Annotated in this window: 12 protein-coding genes, 2 tRNA genes and 1 pseudogene; 12 read left to right on the top strand and 3 right to left on the bottom strand. The window is 70.1% G+C overall.

The window, feature by feature from the left end:
* The 6 genes and pseudogenes from AOK11_RS09730 to AOK11_RS09705 all read left to right on the top strand — a co-directional run.
* Positions 1-621: pseudogene (locus tag AOK11_RS09730) on the top strand (serine/threonine protein kinase); the annotation flags it as partial.
* A 94-nt stretch (positions 622-715) separates the two neighbouring features.
* Positions 716-1,201, top strand: a complete 486-nt coding sequence (locus AOK11_RS09725) for a ribose-5-phosphate isomerase (protein ID WP_055593258.1) — start codon at positions 716-718, stop codon at positions 1,199-1,201.
* A gap of 151 nt (positions 1,202-1,352) precedes the next feature.
* Positions 1,353-2,180: an Fpg/Nei family DNA glycosylase gene (locus AOK11_RS09720; protein WP_055593257.1), complete on the top strand. Its 828-nt coding sequence runs from the start codon at positions 1,353-1,355 to the stop codon at positions 2,178-2,180.
* A gap of 126 nt (positions 2,181-2,306) precedes the next feature.
* Positions 2,307-3,485, top strand: a complete 1,179-nt coding sequence (locus AOK11_RS09715) for a PP2C family protein-serine/threonine phosphatase (RefSeq protein ID WP_055593256.1) — start codon at positions 2,307-2,309, stop codon at positions 3,483-3,485.
* A 104-nt stretch (positions 3,486-3,589) separates the two neighbouring features.
* A complete protein-coding gene (locus AOK11_RS09710; protein ID WP_055593255.1) occupies positions 3,590-4,078 on the top strand; it encodes an HD domain-containing protein in 489 nt (162 codons plus the stop codon).
* A 732-nt stretch (positions 4,079-4,810) separates the two neighbouring features.
* Positions 4,811-5,698, top strand: coding sequence for a septum formation family protein (locus tag AOK11_RS09705; protein WP_055593254.1), 888 nt, complete (start codon positions 4,811-4,813; stop codon positions 5,696-5,698).
* 460 nt (positions 5,699-6,158) lie between these two features.
* Here AOK11_RS09705 and AOK11_RS09700 read toward each other — a convergent pair whose 3' ends face one another.
* Positions 6,159-7,382 carry an acyltransferase family protein gene (locus AOK11_RS09700; RefSeq protein ID WP_055593253.1) on the bottom strand — a complete coding sequence of 408 codons (1,224 nt, stop codon included), beginning with the start codon at positions 7,380-7,382 and terminating at the stop codon, positions 6,159-6,161.
* A gap of 666 nt (positions 7,383-8,048) precedes the next feature.
* On the opposite strand from AOK11_RS09700, the gene AOK11_RS09695 reads away from it, so the two are divergent.
* The gene (locus AOK11_RS09695; protein ID WP_055593252.1) at positions 8,049-8,243 is read left to right on the top strand and encodes a hypothetical protein; all 195 of its coding nucleotides are present in this window, start codon (positions 8,049-8,051) and stop codon (positions 8,241-8,243) included.
* A 53-nt stretch (positions 8,244-8,296) separates the two neighbouring features.
* Here AOK11_RS09695 and AOK11_RS09690 read toward each other — a convergent pair.
* Positions 8,297-8,370 (bottom strand) — tRNA-Gly (locus AOK11_RS09690).
* A gap of 167 nt (positions 8,371-8,537) precedes the next feature.
* On the opposite strand from AOK11_RS09690, the gene AOK11_RS09685 reads away from it, so the two are divergent.
* The 5 genes from AOK11_RS09685 (at position 8,538) to clpX (ending at position 13,504) form a co-directional block, all read left to right on the top strand.
* Positions 8,538-8,614, top strand: a tRNA-Pro gene (locus tag AOK11_RS09685).
* Positions 8,615-8,783: 169 nt separating this feature from the next.
* The gene (tig, locus tag AOK11_RS09680; protein ID WP_055593251.1) at positions 8,784-10,235 is read left to right on the top strand and encodes a trigger factor; all 1,452 of its coding nucleotides are present in this window, start codon (positions 8,784-8,786) and stop codon (positions 10,233-10,235) included.
* A 391-nt stretch (positions 10,236-10,626) separates the two neighbouring features.
* Entirely contained in the window at positions 10,627-11,235 is a 609-nt protein-coding gene (locus AOK11_RS09675; protein ID WP_055593260.1) for an ATP-dependent Clp protease proteolytic subunit, read from the top strand.
* Between the two features lie 114 nt (positions 11,236-11,349).
* Positions 11,350-12,030 (top strand): ATP-dependent Clp protease proteolytic subunit, encoded by a 681-nt coding sequence (locus AOK11_RS09670; protein WP_055593250.1) that lies wholly within the window; start codon positions 11,350-11,352, stop codon positions 12,028-12,030.
* Between the two features lie 187 nt (positions 12,031-12,217).
* Positions 12,218-13,504: an ATP-dependent Clp protease ATP-binding subunit ClpX gene (gene clpX / locus AOK11_RS09665; RefSeq protein ID WP_055570715.1), complete on the top strand. Its 1,287-nt coding sequence runs from the start codon at positions 12,218-12,220 to the stop codon at positions 13,502-13,504.
* 96 nt (positions 13,505-13,600) lie between these two features.
* Here the strand turns inward: clpX and AOK11_RS09660 are convergent.
* Positions 13,601-14,342, bottom strand: a 742-nt coding sequence (locus AOK11_RS09660) for a hypothetical protein (protein ID WP_055593249.1), incomplete at its 5' end; no start/stop codon positions are given.

The raw sequence follows: 14,342 nt of genomic DNA, 5'->3' as shown, positions 1-14,342 counted from the left end.
AGGGGGAGGCCGGCCGGGCGCGCGTACAGCGCCCGGCCGGCCTCCCCCTTTCGTGTGCCCGTGGCCGCCCGGTGGGCTCACCCACCGGGCGGCCCCTCCGAGGGGCCCGGTCAGCCCTCCTGCCGCCGTGGCCGCCGCGACGACCACCACAGCCCGGCCGCCCCGCCCACCGTCGGCGGCACCTCCCGCCCGGCCACCCTTCCGCCGGGCAGCCGCCGGGAGGCCGACGGCTTCGCCTGGGCCCCGCCCGAGGGCTGGCGGCGGGACGTACAGACCGGAGCGGAGGTCCACTACACCTCCCCGGACGGCGGCCAGGAACTCGACGCCAAGTCCTCCCTGGCCCGCGGCGACCTGCTGGAGACCTGGCAGACCTCGGAACGCAACGCCCACCGGGGCCGGGACTACCGGAAGATCCGCCTCGAGGAGACCACCTTCCGCGACCACCCGGCGGTGGTCTGGGAGTACACGTTCACCCTCAAGGGCGTCGCCTGGCACGCACGCCTGCTCGGCTTCAACGTGGACGGGAAGTCGTACCAGATCAACACCTGGTACCAGCCGCACACCGGGACCACCGCGCTCGGCACGTACGAGAAGGTGAAGGAGAGCTTCACGGTGTTCTGAATCCCTGCCCCACGCTCCTGCACCCCCGTACCCCGCACTCCCGTGCCCCTGCCCCGACGCGCCCGCGCGCGATCCGTCGTGTCACACTCGGAGCATGCGCGTGTACCTCGGTTCCGACCATGCCGGATACGAACTCAAGAACCACCTCGCCGCGTGGCTCAAGGACGCGGGTCATGAGCCCGTCGACTGCGGGCCGCACATCTACGACGCCCAGGACGACTACCCGCCCTTCTGCCTCCGCACGGCCGAGCGGACCGCCGCCGACCCCGGCAGCCTCGGCATCGTGATCGGCGGCTCCGGCAACGGCGAGCAGATCGCCGCGAACAAGGTGAAGGGCGTACGGGCGGCCCTGGCGTGGAGCGAGGAGACCGCGGCGCTGGGCCGCACGCACAACGACGCCAACGTGATCGCGGTGGGTGCACGCATGCACACCACGGACGAGGCGACGAAGTTCGTCGAGATCTTCCTCGGCACCCCGTTCTCGGGCGACGAGCGCCACAGCCGCCGCATCGACATGCTCGCGGCCTACGAGACCACCGGCGACCTCCCCCCGATCCCGCCCCACCACCCCCAGCAGTAACCGGCGACCGGCCCGTACACGACCCGCCGGGGAGCCGCGGCTCCCCGGCGGGGCCGAAGGACGCGGCCGGCTCCGGCGGCCACAGGGCAGCCAGAGGGCATGCGAAGGGCATGCGGAGGGCAGCGAGAGAAGAGAGGGAGGGAGCGGACCCGTGCCGGAGGGACACACCATCCACCGGCTGGCCGAGGACTACGCCGCCGCCTTCGCCGACGGCAGCCCCCTCCGAGTGACCAGCCCCCAGGGCAAGTTCAGTGACGCCGCCGCCCTCCTGGACCGCACCCCCCTGCACACCGCCGACGCCCACGGCAAGCACCTCTTCCTCGGCTTCCGCGACCCCGACCCCGAGCACACCGACTGGGTCCACATCCACCTCGGCCTCTTCGGCAAGGTCGCCCTGGGCCCGGCCCCCGCGCCCCCGCCCACGGACACCGTCCGCCTGCGCCTCGCGCACCCCGCCGCGTACGCCGATCTGCGCGGGCCCACCACCTGCGCCCTGATCACCGGCGCCGAGAAACGGGCGATACACGACCGCCTCGGCCCCGACCCCCTGCGCCCGGACGCGGAACCGGACGGCGCGTACCGCAGGATCAGCCGAAGCCGTACGACGATCGCCGCACTCCTCATGGACCAGAAGGTCATCGCCGGCGTCGGAAACGTCTACCGCGCCGAGGTCCTCTTCCGGCACGGCATCGACCCCTACCGGGCGGGCCGGGACATCACCCCCGCCGAGTGGCACGCGCTCTGGACCGACCTGGTCGGGCTGATGCGCGAGGGCGTCCGCAACAACCGCATCGACACCGTCCGTCCGCAGCACACCCCGGAGGCGATGGGCCGCCCGCCGCGCGTCGACGACCACGGCGGCGAGGTGTACGTCTACCGCCGGGCCCACCGGCCCTGCCACATCTGCGGCGGCGAGATCCGCACCGCCGATCTCGCCGCCCGCAACCTCTTCTGGTGCCCGGCCTGCCAACACCGGTAGACAATTTCCGTCGGACGCCCCCGCGACGGCGCCCGGTGAAGTTGACTGTGAAGCAGGTCCCCCAACGAGGGACAACCAGGACCTCCCGTGCCAAGTGGCCGGTCCGATGGATAGGGTCCCGAACTAATGGCAGCAGGACGAGAGAGGCGCGCGGAAGCCGACACGCTGACGGCCCGGGTGAAGAAGCAATGGCACCGGGCCCGCGTCGGCGTGCGCCGGGCTGCCGTCGACTACTTCCGCGGAGACGGTTCCGACTGGATAGCCCTCGCCGGACTGCTGCTGACGATCCCGCTCATCTCGGTGGCGACCCTCGCCAACTCCGTGTGGTTCGCGCCGTCCGCACTGGTCCTGCCGATCGTCGCCGGCGGGCTGCTGCTGCGCCCGGCGAGCCTGCTCGGCCTGTACGCGGCGGCGGCGACCGCGCTGATAGTCGAGGCCGTCCGGCTCGGCCCGTACACCGAGGGCGCCTCCCGGGTCACCCCCGGCGTCGTCCTCGTCGTGGCCGCCGGAGGCTTCTTCGGCCTGGTCGTCGCCCAGTTCCGCAGCCGGGTGGGCGTGCCCTGGCGGCGCGGCGGCACCATGCTGTTCGACCTGCGCGAACGCATCCGCGTCCAGAGCCAGTTGCCGGCACTGCCGAGCGGATGGCACCGGGAGATGTCCCTGCGCCCCGCGGGAGGCCAGTCCTTCTCGGGCGACTTCGTGGTCGCCGCCCGCACCAACGGCGGGCGCACCCTGGAAGTCGTCCTGACCGACGTGTCCGGCAAGGGCATGGACGCCGGATCGCGCGCCCTGCTGCTGTCCGGCGCCTTCGGCGGCCTGCTCGGCAGCCTCCCGCCGCACGCCTTCCTGCCGGCCGCCAACGGCTACCTGCTCCGCCAGGAATGGGAAGAGGGCTTCGCCACCTCCATCCACCTCGTCCTCGACCTGGACTCCGGCGACTACGAGCTGTACTCCGCCGGGCATCCGCCGGGCCTCCAACTCAGCGCGGGCAGCGGCAAATGGGAGGAGAAGATGGCCGACGGCCCGCTCCTCGGGGTGTACGACGGCGCCCAGTTCCACCCGGTGAAAGGCTCGCTGCGCGCCGGCGACGTGCTGATGCTGTTCACCGACGGCCTGGTGGAGACGGCGGAGCGGGACATCGTCGAAGGCATCGACCGCCTCACCGGCGAGGCCGACCGCTATGTCGCCGGCGGCTTCCACGGAGCGGCCTGGCACCTCATCGAAGCGGTCGCCAAGGACGTCAACGACGACCGGGCGCTCCTGCTGATCTGCCGCGAGGGCCCCACGGCCGCCGCGAACCGCTGACCGGACGGGGACGGGACCGCGGTCCGCGCCCGTGCCCGTGCCCGGCGCCACTCTCCTGACCCCCTCCAGCACGCGCGGCACCGCACGCGGGCGACACTGGAGGGGTGACCGGGACACCACGCAGCCTGCTGACCACGGCCCAGATCGAGGCCACCGCCCGTGCCGTGCACGAAGGCCAGAGAGACAAGGCGGGCGTGCCGTACGCCGAGCACCTCCGGGCCGTCGCCGAGGGCGTCCGGGCGCGCGGCGGCGACGAGGAGCAGATCGCGGCGGCCTGGCTGCACGACGCCGTCGAGGACGGCAAACTGTCACAGGAGTGGCTCAGGGAAGCGGCACTGACCCGCCGTACCAGGGACATCGTCCTCGCGGTCACCAAGCGGTCCGGGGAACCGCCCGAGGCGTACGCGGCCCGCATCCTCGCGACCCCGGGCGCGCTGCTGGTGAAGGAGGCGGACCTGGCGCACAACGCCGATCCGGCGCGGCTGGCGGTGCTCGACGAGGCGACCCGCACACGACTGAGCGAGAAGTACACGCGGATGCGCACACTCCTCGGCCTCGTGGCGGGCGACCGGCGGCCTGACCAGCCGGCCTGACCAGACGGCCTGACCGACCGGACGGATCGACCGGGCCGGCCACAGGGAACCGGACTGCCGTGCCTGTCGAAGACCTCGGTGTCGTCTCCCGAGTTCACCCGGACCGTGATGCCCCGGCTGTGCACGACCACGTTGAACGGCGACTCCTCCGGCTCCGCGTGGGTCACCACGGTGAACTCCTCACCAGGACGCATCCAACGATCGGTGCCCCACGGCTCGAGCTCGACCCGAAGACCGAGCATGCCGCCGGTCTCGTTGCGCACACTCGTCTTCGACACGCGCGCACCTTGACCAGCAACATGATCGCCCGGACAAGTCCCGGCCCGCACGCGGCCCTGTAGGGACCCCAGCGGACCCCAGCGCCTTTGTGTCCCTCGCCGCCGGCTCAACCGGCTCCAGGTTCAGCAAGCCCGCTCGAAGGCATAGGTGCACCCGGGCAGCGGCCTCGACGCTCACGTACGGATGCGCGCTCCGAATCCGCGGGCATCCGCCCGGCGAGACGGGTGACCGGTTCGTGGCGAATCCGCACCTCGCGGTACGCCCGCCCCGCGCGCGTCCCTCCACGCTCCGCAGCGCCCGGCACCCACCTGTGAGCAGCCCGGATACAACCCTCGCGGCCCGTCGTGAGTCAGAGACACCGCGATGAGGCGAGGGCCTCCGCACCACCGGCCACAGGAATGGCATACGATGCGCGCGGCTCTCATAAAGATCACATAAGAGGATGTACACGTCATGGCAATCCGTGCCCCCTACCGTTCCCTTCGCGGCATATCCGCCGTTGCCGCCCTGCTCGCGATCGGCGCGGTGGGATGCTCGGACGTCTCCGACGCCGTCGACGGCGCCAAGGACGGCGCGAAGAAGGTGGCTCGCCAGCGCTCGGTGTTCTCGCTGGACCTCGGCGACTGCTACAACCCGAACGGCAAGGCCGAGGGCACGGCGTACGCCGTCGAGATCGTGCCCTGCGACGAGGCTCACGAGGGCCAGGTCGTCGGCGAGTTCGCGATCGACGAGGGCAAGGAGTACCCCGGCGACGACGAGGTCGCGACGATCGCGGACAACCGCTGCCCGGTCGAGGCGCAGAAGTACGCCCCGGACTCCTGGGCGCTCCCCAAGGGCGTCGACCTCTACTACTACACCCCGACCAAGGAGAGCTGGGCGACGGGTGACCGCGCGGTGAGCTGCACCTACACCGCGGAGAAGGGCACGTTCAAGGGCTCGCTGGACACCGTGAAGTCCCTCAAGCCCGAGCAGGTCGCGTACCTCGAGGGTTCGAACGCGGTCTACGAGGCCCTGTGGGCGAACCAGCCCGAGAAGGAGACCGTCGAGGACGACCTGGCCGGCTACAAGGCGCAGGCCAAGGCCGTCGCGGCCGCCCTCGACGCGCACGTCGAGGGCCTGGAGGGCATCGAGGGCACCGAGGTCGGCAAGCTCCGCGCGACGCTGACGAAGGCGGCCGGGAACTGGAAGAAGGCCGCGAACGCCGCCGACGCCGACGCGTTCTACATCGCCTACGACCCGGCGTTCACCGGCATCGACCCGAACAAGTCGGTCGCCGCCCGCAAGGAACTGGGCCTGGCCACCACCGTCCCGGCCGACGAGGCCGAGGTCTGGGCGGGCTGACGCCCCGTTGGGTCAGCGGGGCCGCGTCAGTCAAGGACCCGGCCCCGCTTCCCGGGGCCTGTCCGGTCTCGACGCCGCCGAGGAAGGGACCCACCCCGCGTCGGCCGCATCCGGTACGGCGCGGACAGCAGGACCGTGGCGGTGGAGCGGACCTACCGGACCGACCACAACGGCTACCCGGCCGGCGAGAACAAGGGCGGCCCGGCCGGACGTGGACGATCGCTCCGTGGAAGCCGGCCGCTGAAAACCCGACCGCCGTGCCCGCCGTCGTCCTCACCGGCCTGTCCGGACCTCTCTCCGCTTTCGCCGACGCCTTCGGCGTCCGACGGTACGACGGCACCCGGCCGGGATTCCCCCGGTCGGATCGGGGGTGAGCCCGGCAAGCTCTTCACGAGCCGGGCCGGCAGCCGGTCCCGGGCGAGGCGTAACCGGCCCTCCGACGTGATCGACCGGACAGGACCTATGCGGAGACCTGCTCCTGAGCCTTCCGGCCTTCCCGGGACTCCCGTGTCCCCCCGGCCTCCTGCTCCGCCCGCTTCTCCCCCTGCTCGCGCTCGCGGGCCGGTCCGGCCGCGTCGCGCTGGAAGGCCCACTCCATCCTCGGCTCCATCGCGAACCGGAAGACCCGCTGCACCGGCCTGGAGCACAGGAACGTCACCAGGACCGCCGCGCACACGGTCACGGCGGCCACGCCGACCGGCTCGCGCAGCACCGAGGGCTCGAACCAGCCCTGGTAGTCCCCGGCCTTCACCACGAAGCCGTGCAGCAGATAGCCGTACAGCGTGCCCGCGCCGAGTGCCGTGAACCACATGTGGCGACCCGGCACCCAGGCGAAGAAGCAGGCCGTCAGCAGCAGGGAGCAGCCGAACAGCACCAGCACCATCACCGGGCCGGCCCACCACGGCGCGCCCAGCTCCTGCGCGGAGTCACGGTGGTAGAGCCACCCGGTGGTCATCCGCGGTTCCGCCCACCAGGCGAGCGCGAGCGCGGAGACGAACACGGGCACCGACAGGATCCGCACCGACCGGCGGCGCACCAGGTGGAAGTGCTCGGGCCTCATGCACAGGCCGAGCACGAAGTACGGCAGGAACTGCAGGACGCGCTGCAGATCGAGGTCGTCGCCGATCTGCGGGGAGACGCTCGCCAGCATGGCGAGGCCGAGCGCCAGCGGCAGCGGGTGGCGCACGGCCTTCCAGATCGGCGTGGTCAGCCGCCAGACGAACAGCGCGCACAGGAACCAGGTCAGATACCAGGGGTCGAGAAGGCTGATCTCCTGCTGCGGGTCGCTGTCGACGACCCGCTTGAAGAGCGGGTAGGCCGTCTCGAAGACGATGTACGGCACGGCGACGCCGGTGACCAGCCGCCGCAGCCGGTCGGGGCGCATGTCGAAGCTGCGCGAGAAGAAGCCGGAGACGATGATGAAGGCCGGCATGTGGAAGGCGTACACGACGGTGTACGCGGCCTCCATGAACCGGCTGTCACCCTTGATGGGCTCCCAGAAATGGCCGATGGCCACCAGCACGATCGCCAGGTACTTGGCGTTGTCGAAGAACGCGTCCCGCCGCTTGCCGGAGCCCGACGCCCCGCTCCTCGGCATATCGGTCGTCGACGCACCGGTCCCCGGCGACGAGGCCGGGGGAAGCGGCCTTCCGCGGTTGCCGTTCGGTCGAGGCGAGTTCGTCACAGGGCCACCCGCCAGGAACTCGGGGAGGGGACCGGCGCACTCGCTGCGCTTCTGGGGGACGAGGCAGCGTGGAACATCTGAGGCACCCTAGCCTTCACCGCGGGGAGGCGTAAAACTCCCACGTCATTCTGGTTGTCCATTCCGGATACCCGCGATCCGTGAATGCCGACGGTTATGCCGGCGTGACGGCCGACACACGCCGAACGCACCGCACGAGCAAGGCTCCAGAGCACCCGGTGCGCCGCTTGTGACCCGATTCCTCCCGGGCGAACGGTACATATGACCCGCCCGTCGATCCTGAAAGGGTGTCCGCTTCATTCCTTTTCGGGGCCTGCCTGGGGGCTCGTCGGGATACGTGGAGCAGTAAGGGGGAATGGCCGCAGAGGTGTTGTGTGGATATGGCACCGGTCCGGTCGGATTTCATCCGTGAGTGGTGAGTCGAATTACCGTGCGAGAACACACCGTTGGCTTCGCGCGGGGCCCGCCCGTGGCCCGCCCGTCGCCTCGCGCGGGCGGGCGCGCACGCGGAACCTGGCCGATGTGAGACGGATGATGCGTCACGAGCCGCATAGGGCGGCCCTGTTGGTGGCACGATGGTTCTGGCGGGGTGCGCGGGGATGCGTCGCCCGGACCGGACGAGCGGACCGACCAAGGGTGTGATCAGTTGTGGCCATTTCACTGTCTGTGGTGCTGCTGTTGGCGATCATCCTTGTAGTACTGATCAGAGGTGGCTCCATCAAGGCCGGGCCCGCGATCGTCGCGATCCTCTTCGGCTTCTTCCTCGCCTCCACCGGCATGGCCCCGTCGATCAACCGCTTCATGGACTCGATAGCGGACATGATCAACTCGGTCAGCTTCTGAGAACGCGAACAGGGCCGGCGGAGGAATGAACCTCCGGCCGGCCCTGAACCGTGTGGAGCGGGCGACGGGAATCGAACCCGCGTAGCTAGTTTGGAAGACTAGGGCTCTACCATTGAGCTACGCCCGCACATCGCGCACCGCACGCCCTGGGGGCGCGGTACTGACAGGCATCGTAGCGGGTGGTGGGCCCCTGTCGCACACCGCGTGCCCATTTCGGCCCCGGCGTCGCACCGCGTCCGGTGCAATGAGGAGGCCCGGCCGGGCGGCGGCATGTACCCTACGTGTCGCACCAGACGGGGTGTGGCGCAGCTTGGTAGCGCGTCCGCTTTGGGAGCGGAAGGCCGTGGGTTCAAATCCCGCCACCCCGACCAGTCACCTGATCACCGCCAGTGATCGGCTTTGGGGCGCTGCAGTCGCTGCCGTTACTATGCAAGCTGCACGCCCGTGTGTCTCCAGCGTCTGAAGTCTCCGGGCTGCGAATCGGCCGGACCGTTCTGGTCCCGGTGGAAATCCAGAAGTCAGCCACAAGGAGACCGAACCGTGAAGAGCGCCGTGGAGACCCTGAACCCGACTCGGGTTCGGCTCACTGTCGAGGTGCCCTTCGAGGAGCTCAAGGACAGCCTCGACGCGGCGTACAAGAAGATCAACCAGCAGGTCACGGTGAAGGGCTTCCGTAAGGGCAAGGTCCCGGCCCGGGTCATCGACCAGCGCTTCGGCCGCGGTGCGGTGCTGGAGGAGGCGGTCAACGACGCGCTCCCGAAGTTCTACACCGACGCGGTCAACGAGGCCGAGCTGAACCCGCTGGGCCAGCCCGAGGTCGACATCACGGAGCTGAAGGACGGCGAGACGCTCAACTTCACCGCCGAGGTCGACATCCGCCCGACCATCGAGATCCCGGACTACTCCGGCATCGAGGTCGAGGTCGACGCCGTCGAGGTCACCGAGGAGGACGTCGACAAGGCCGTCGAGGAGCTGCGCGAGCGCTTCGCCTCCACCGCCCCGGTCGAGCGTGCCGCCGAGGACGGCGACGTCGTCACGATCGACCTCGAGGCCAAGGTCGACGGCGAGGTCCTCGAGGACGGCATCGCCAACGGCGTCTCCTACACCATCGGCTCCGGCGAGCTGCTGGACGGCGTCGACGCCGCGGTGACGGGCCTGTCGGCCGACCAGGAGGCCACCTTCGCCTCCGAGCTGAAGGGCGGCTCCGCAGCGGGCAAGGAGGCCGAGGTCACCGTCAAGGTCACCCAGGTCGCCAAGCGCGAACTGCCCGAGCTGGACGACGAGTTCGCGCAGCTCGCCTCCGAGTTCGACACCCTCGAGGAGCTGCGCGCGGACAGCCGCAAGCGCCTGGAGAACATGAAGCAGTACGACCAGGCCACGCAGGCCCAGGAGCGCGTCCTGGACAAGCTGCTCGAGCTGGTCGAGGTGCCCGTCCCCGAGAAGCTGCTCGAGGACGAGATCAACACCCGTAAGCACAACCTCGAGCACCACCAGCTCGGCCAGATGGGCCTCGACCTCGAGAAGTACCTCGAGATCCAGGGCAAGACCGCCGAGGAGTTCGACACCGAGACCCGCGAGGCCGCGGTCAAGGGCATCAAGACCCAGTTCGTCCTCGACCAGCTGGTCAACCAGGAGAAGCACAACGTCAACCAGGAGGAGCTCACCGAGCACCTCATGCGGCGTGCGGCCTCCTCCGGCATGTCCCCCGACCAGTTCGCGCAGGCGGTCGTCGAGGGCGGTCAGGTTCCGCTCCTGGTCGGCGAGGTCGCCCGCGGCAAGGCCCTGGCCGCCGTGGTCGAGAAGGCCGTGGTCAAGGACACCAACGGCGAGATCGTCGACCTCGAGGACGAGGAAGAGGACGAGACCGCCGAGGCCCCCGCCGCGGACGCCGAGGAGGCCCCCGCCGAGGCCGACGACGCCGACGCCAAGGCCGCCGACGCCAAGGCCGACGACGCCAAGGCCGACAAGGCCGAGGAGAAGACCGAGGGCTGAACCTCGCGTCGCCTCTGACGGACGTACGACGGGCCCCGGACATTCGTTCCGGGGCCCGTCTGCCGTACGGCAGGGCGACGCCCCAGGGGCGCGGGGCCCCCGCCGGTGCGCGGTTCCGCCGCGCCGGGCGCGGCCGGCCGGCCACGCCCCGCAGACCCTCACCGGCGGATCCGCCCACGGCGTGCGGACCCGGCGCACCCGGCGGAGCACCCTGCGCTCACAGCGAACACCCCCCGCTCCGGGATTCCCCGAAGGGGCCCGCGCGTTAGGGTCCATGAGTACGAGGGCAGGGGAGTCCGCGAGCACGGCCGGACGGCCCCACGCCCCGGCAGAACACGTGAGACGGCCCGGCGCCGTCGTAAGACGAGCAGGTGGATACGTGACGAATCTGATGCCTTCAGCCGCCGGCGAGCCTTCCATCGGTGGTGGCCTCGGCGACCAGGTCTACAACCGGCTGCTCGGCGAGCGGATCATCTTCCTCGGCCAGCAGGTCGACGACGACATCGCCAACAAGATCACCGCACAGCTGCTGCTCCTTGCCGCCGACCCGGACAAGGACATCTACCTCTACATCAACAGCCCCGGCGGCTCGATCACCGCCGGCATGGCGATCTACGACACCATGCAGTTCATCAAGAACGACGTGGTGACCATCGCCATGGGCCTCGCGGCCTCGATGGGTCAGTTCCTGCTCAGCGCGGGCACGCCCGGCAAGCGCTTCGCGCTGCCGAACGCGGAGATCCTGATCCACCAGCCCTCCGCCGGCCTGGCCGGCTCGGCCTCGGACATCAAGATCCACGCCGAGCGGCTGCTGCACACCAAGAAGCGCATGGCCGAGCTCACCTCCCAGCACACGGGCCAGACGATCGAGCAGATCACCCGCGACTCGGACCGCGACCGCTGGTTCGACGCCTTCGAGGCCAAGGAGTACGGCCTCATCGACGACGTCATCCCCACGGCCGCGGGCATGCCGGGCGGCGGCGGCACCGGGGCGGCCTGAGCGGCCCACGGGAGCCACACGGCCCCGTAGGACCCCCCACCGGGCCCCCTCCAGGGTCCGGTGGCAGCCCCAGCAGCCCCGGCCGACCGCCTCAGCCCCTTTCCAGGAGACACCGTGAACGACTTCCCCGGCAGCGGCCTGTACGACCGCACCCGTGCCGAGTACACCGGCCCCGCGGCCGAGTCCCGCTACGTCATCCCGCGCTTCGTCGAGCGCACCTCCCAGGGCATCCGCGAGTACGACCCGTACGCGAAGCTCTTCGAGGAGCGCGTGATCTTCCTCGGCGTCCAGATCGACGACGCCTCCGCCAACGACGTCATGGCGCAGCTGCTGTGCCTGGAGTCGATGGACCCCGACCGGGACATCTCGGTCTACATCAACAGCCCCGGCGGCTCCTTCACCGCGCTCACCGCGATCTACGACACCATGCAGTACGTGAAGCCCGACGTGCAGACGGTCTGCATGGGCCAGGCGGCCTCCGCCGCCGCCGTCCTGCTCGCCGCCGGTACGCCCGGCAAGCGCATGGCGCTGCCGAACGCGCGGGTGCTGATCCACCAGCCGTACAGCGAGACCGGCCGCGGCCAGGTGTCCGACCTGGAGATCGCCGCCAACGAGATCCTCCGCATGCGTGCGCAGCTCGAGGACATGCTGGCCAAGCACTCCACCACGCCGGTCGAGAAGATCCGCGAGGACATCGAGCGCGACAAGATCCTGACGGCCGAGGACGCGCTGAGCTACGGCCTGATCGACCAGATCATCACCACCCGGAAGATGGACAACTCCAGCCTGCGCTGACGCGTGGGGCCCGAGAGGCTGTATCGTCTGCCGCCCCTTGGCATGGTTCATGACGGTTCGCGTCGAAGCGAACCGTGCCAAGGGGGGCCCGAACGGGGGGCCCGGCAAGGTACCGTCGGACATAAGGCAGCACCAGGAGTCGCTGGACTGACGTCCAGGCGGTTCCCAGGCGAAGGGGAAGCACACCGTGGCACGCATCGGTGACGGCGGCGATCTGCTCAAGTGCTCGTTCTGCGGCAAGAGCCAGAAGCAGGTCAAGAAGCTCATCGCAGGACCCGGTGTGTACATCTGCGACGAGTGCATCGACCTCTGCAACGAGATCATCGAGGAAGAGCTCGCCGAGACCAGTGAGGTCCGCTGGGAGGAACTTCCCAAGCCCCGCGAGATCTACGAGTTCCTCGAGGGATACGTGGTCGGCCAGGAATCGGCCAAGAAGGCCCTCTCCGTCGCCGTGTACAACCACTACAAGCGGGTCCAGGCGGGGGAGAACGGCGGCGCCCAGAGCCGCGAGGACGCCATCGAGCTGGCGAAGTCCAACATCCTGCTGCTGGGCCCCACCGGCTCCGGCAAGACCCTCCTCGCCCAGACCCTCGCCCGCATGCTGAATGTCCCGTTCGCGATCGCGGACGCCACCGCCCTCACCGAGGCCGGGTACGTCGGCGAGGACGTCGAGAACATCCTGCTGAAGCTGATCCAGGCCGCCGACTACGACGTCAAGAAGGCCGAGACCGGCATCATCTACATCGACGAGATCGACAAGGTCGCGCGCAAGAGCGAGAACCCGTCGATCACGCGCGACGTGAGCGGCGAGGGCGTCCAGCAGGCCCTGCTGAAGATCCTCGAGGGGACCACGGCGTCCGTCCCGCCGCAGGGCGGCCGCAAGCACCCGCACCAGGAGTTCATCCAGATCGACACGACGAACGTCCTGTTCATCGTGGGCGGTGCCTTCGCGGGCCTGGAGAAGATCATCGAAGGCCGGGCCGGTGCCAAGGGCATCGGTTTCGGCGCGACGATCCGCTCCAAGCGGGAGATCGAGTCCAAGGACCAGTTCGAGCAGGTCATGCCGGAGGACCTGGTCAAGTTCGGCATGATCCCCGAGTTCATCGGCCGGCTCCCGGTCATCACCTCGGTCCACAACCTCGACCGCGAGGCCCTGCTCCAGATCCTGGTCGAGCCGCGCAACGCGCTGGTCAAGCAGTACCAGCGCCTCTTCGAACTCGACGGTGTGGAGCTGGACTTCGAGCGCGAGGCCCTCGAAGCCATCGCCGACCAGGCCATCCTCCGCCAGACCGGCGCCCGCGGCCTGCGCGCCATCATGGAGGAAGTCCTCCAGGGCGTCATGTACGAGGTCCCGTCCCGCAAGGACGTCGCCCGCGTGGTCATCACCGCGGACGTGGTCCTCTCCAACGTCAACCCGACCCTGATCCCGCGCGACGCCCGCGGCCGCGGACCGGGCGAGCAGAAGACGGCGTAGCGGCACCGCCGTTCCCCCGCACGGACGAAGGGCCCCGGTCGGGTGACCGGGGCCCTTTCACGCTCCACGTACCGCTGCGCCGGAACGCGGGACGTCCTACGCCGGGACGCGCACGTCGTCGCGGAGCTTCGTGGTGATGTCCGCGGCGGTTTCCTTCGTGATGTCCTTGGTGTTGTCACCGGGGGAGACGACGGCGACCGTGCTGTAGTCCGCCCAGATGCAGAACCAGTTGGTGGTTTCCTTCTTGGTGAGGTTGTTGTTGCCCTTGCCCGCCTGGCACTTCATGACCGCGCCGTCGAGGTCGACCGCCTCGGGCTTGCCCAGCAGCTCGGTCATGAGCTCGTTGGACGAGTTCTCCTTGGTTTCCTTCGCGATGTTGGCGAAGAGCTTGTCCACGGCCGCCTCGGGGTCCTCGACCTCGCCGTAGGCGCCGAGGAACGTCACGCCCTTCGCCTTGAGCAGCTCTTCCTTGCCGGGGATGTCGGCCGGGTCGGGGGCCGTGGGGTCGTACCTGCTGAAGTCGGCCGTCGAGTACTGGGCGCCCACCGACTTGCCGTTCTTCACGCCGCCCTTGGCCAGGTCCTTGGTGGTGCCGGAGCTCGAGTCCTCGCCGGCCTCCCCGACGCGCGTGTACTCGCCCATCACCTTCTCCGGCGCCGAGAGCTTGTGCGGGCCGTCGTCCTCCACGCCGCCCCCGCCGCCCCCGCCGATCACGAAGTACACGCCGACACCGATCGCCGCCACGACCGCCACCGCGCCGATGATCCAGCCGGCCTTCTTGGAGCTGCCGCCCGGCGGCGGGGGCTGGGGCGCACCGTACGGGGCCTGGCCGTGCGGG

Source organism: Streptomyces hirsutus (genome assembly GCF_001418415.1).
GTDB classification, from domain to species: Bacteria; Actinomycetota; Actinomycetes; order Streptomycetales; family Streptomycetaceae; genus Streptomyces; species Streptomyces hirsutus.
The sequence above is the reverse complement of the archived record's forward strand: the minus strand, read 5'-3'. Positions and strand labels throughout refer to the sequence as shown.

Bases quoted from the DNA above. Each gene is read 5' to 3' on its own strand.
- AOK11_RS09725 (WP_055593258.1), top strand. From the start codon at position 716: ATGCGCGTGTACCTCGGTTCCGACCATGCCGGATACGAACTCAAGAAC.
- AOK11_RS09675 (WP_055593260.1), top strand. From the start codon at position 10,627: ATGCCTTCAGCCGCCGGCGAGCCTTCCATCGGTGGTGGCCTCGGCGAC.
- AOK11_RS09715 (WP_055593256.1), top strand. From the start codon at position 2,307: ATGGCAGCAGGACGAGAGAGGCGCGCGGAAGCCGACACGCTGACGGCC.
- AOK11_RS09705 (WP_055593254.1), top strand. From the start codon at position 4,811: ATGGCAATCCGTGCCCCCTACCGTTCCCTTCGCGGCATATCCGCCGTT.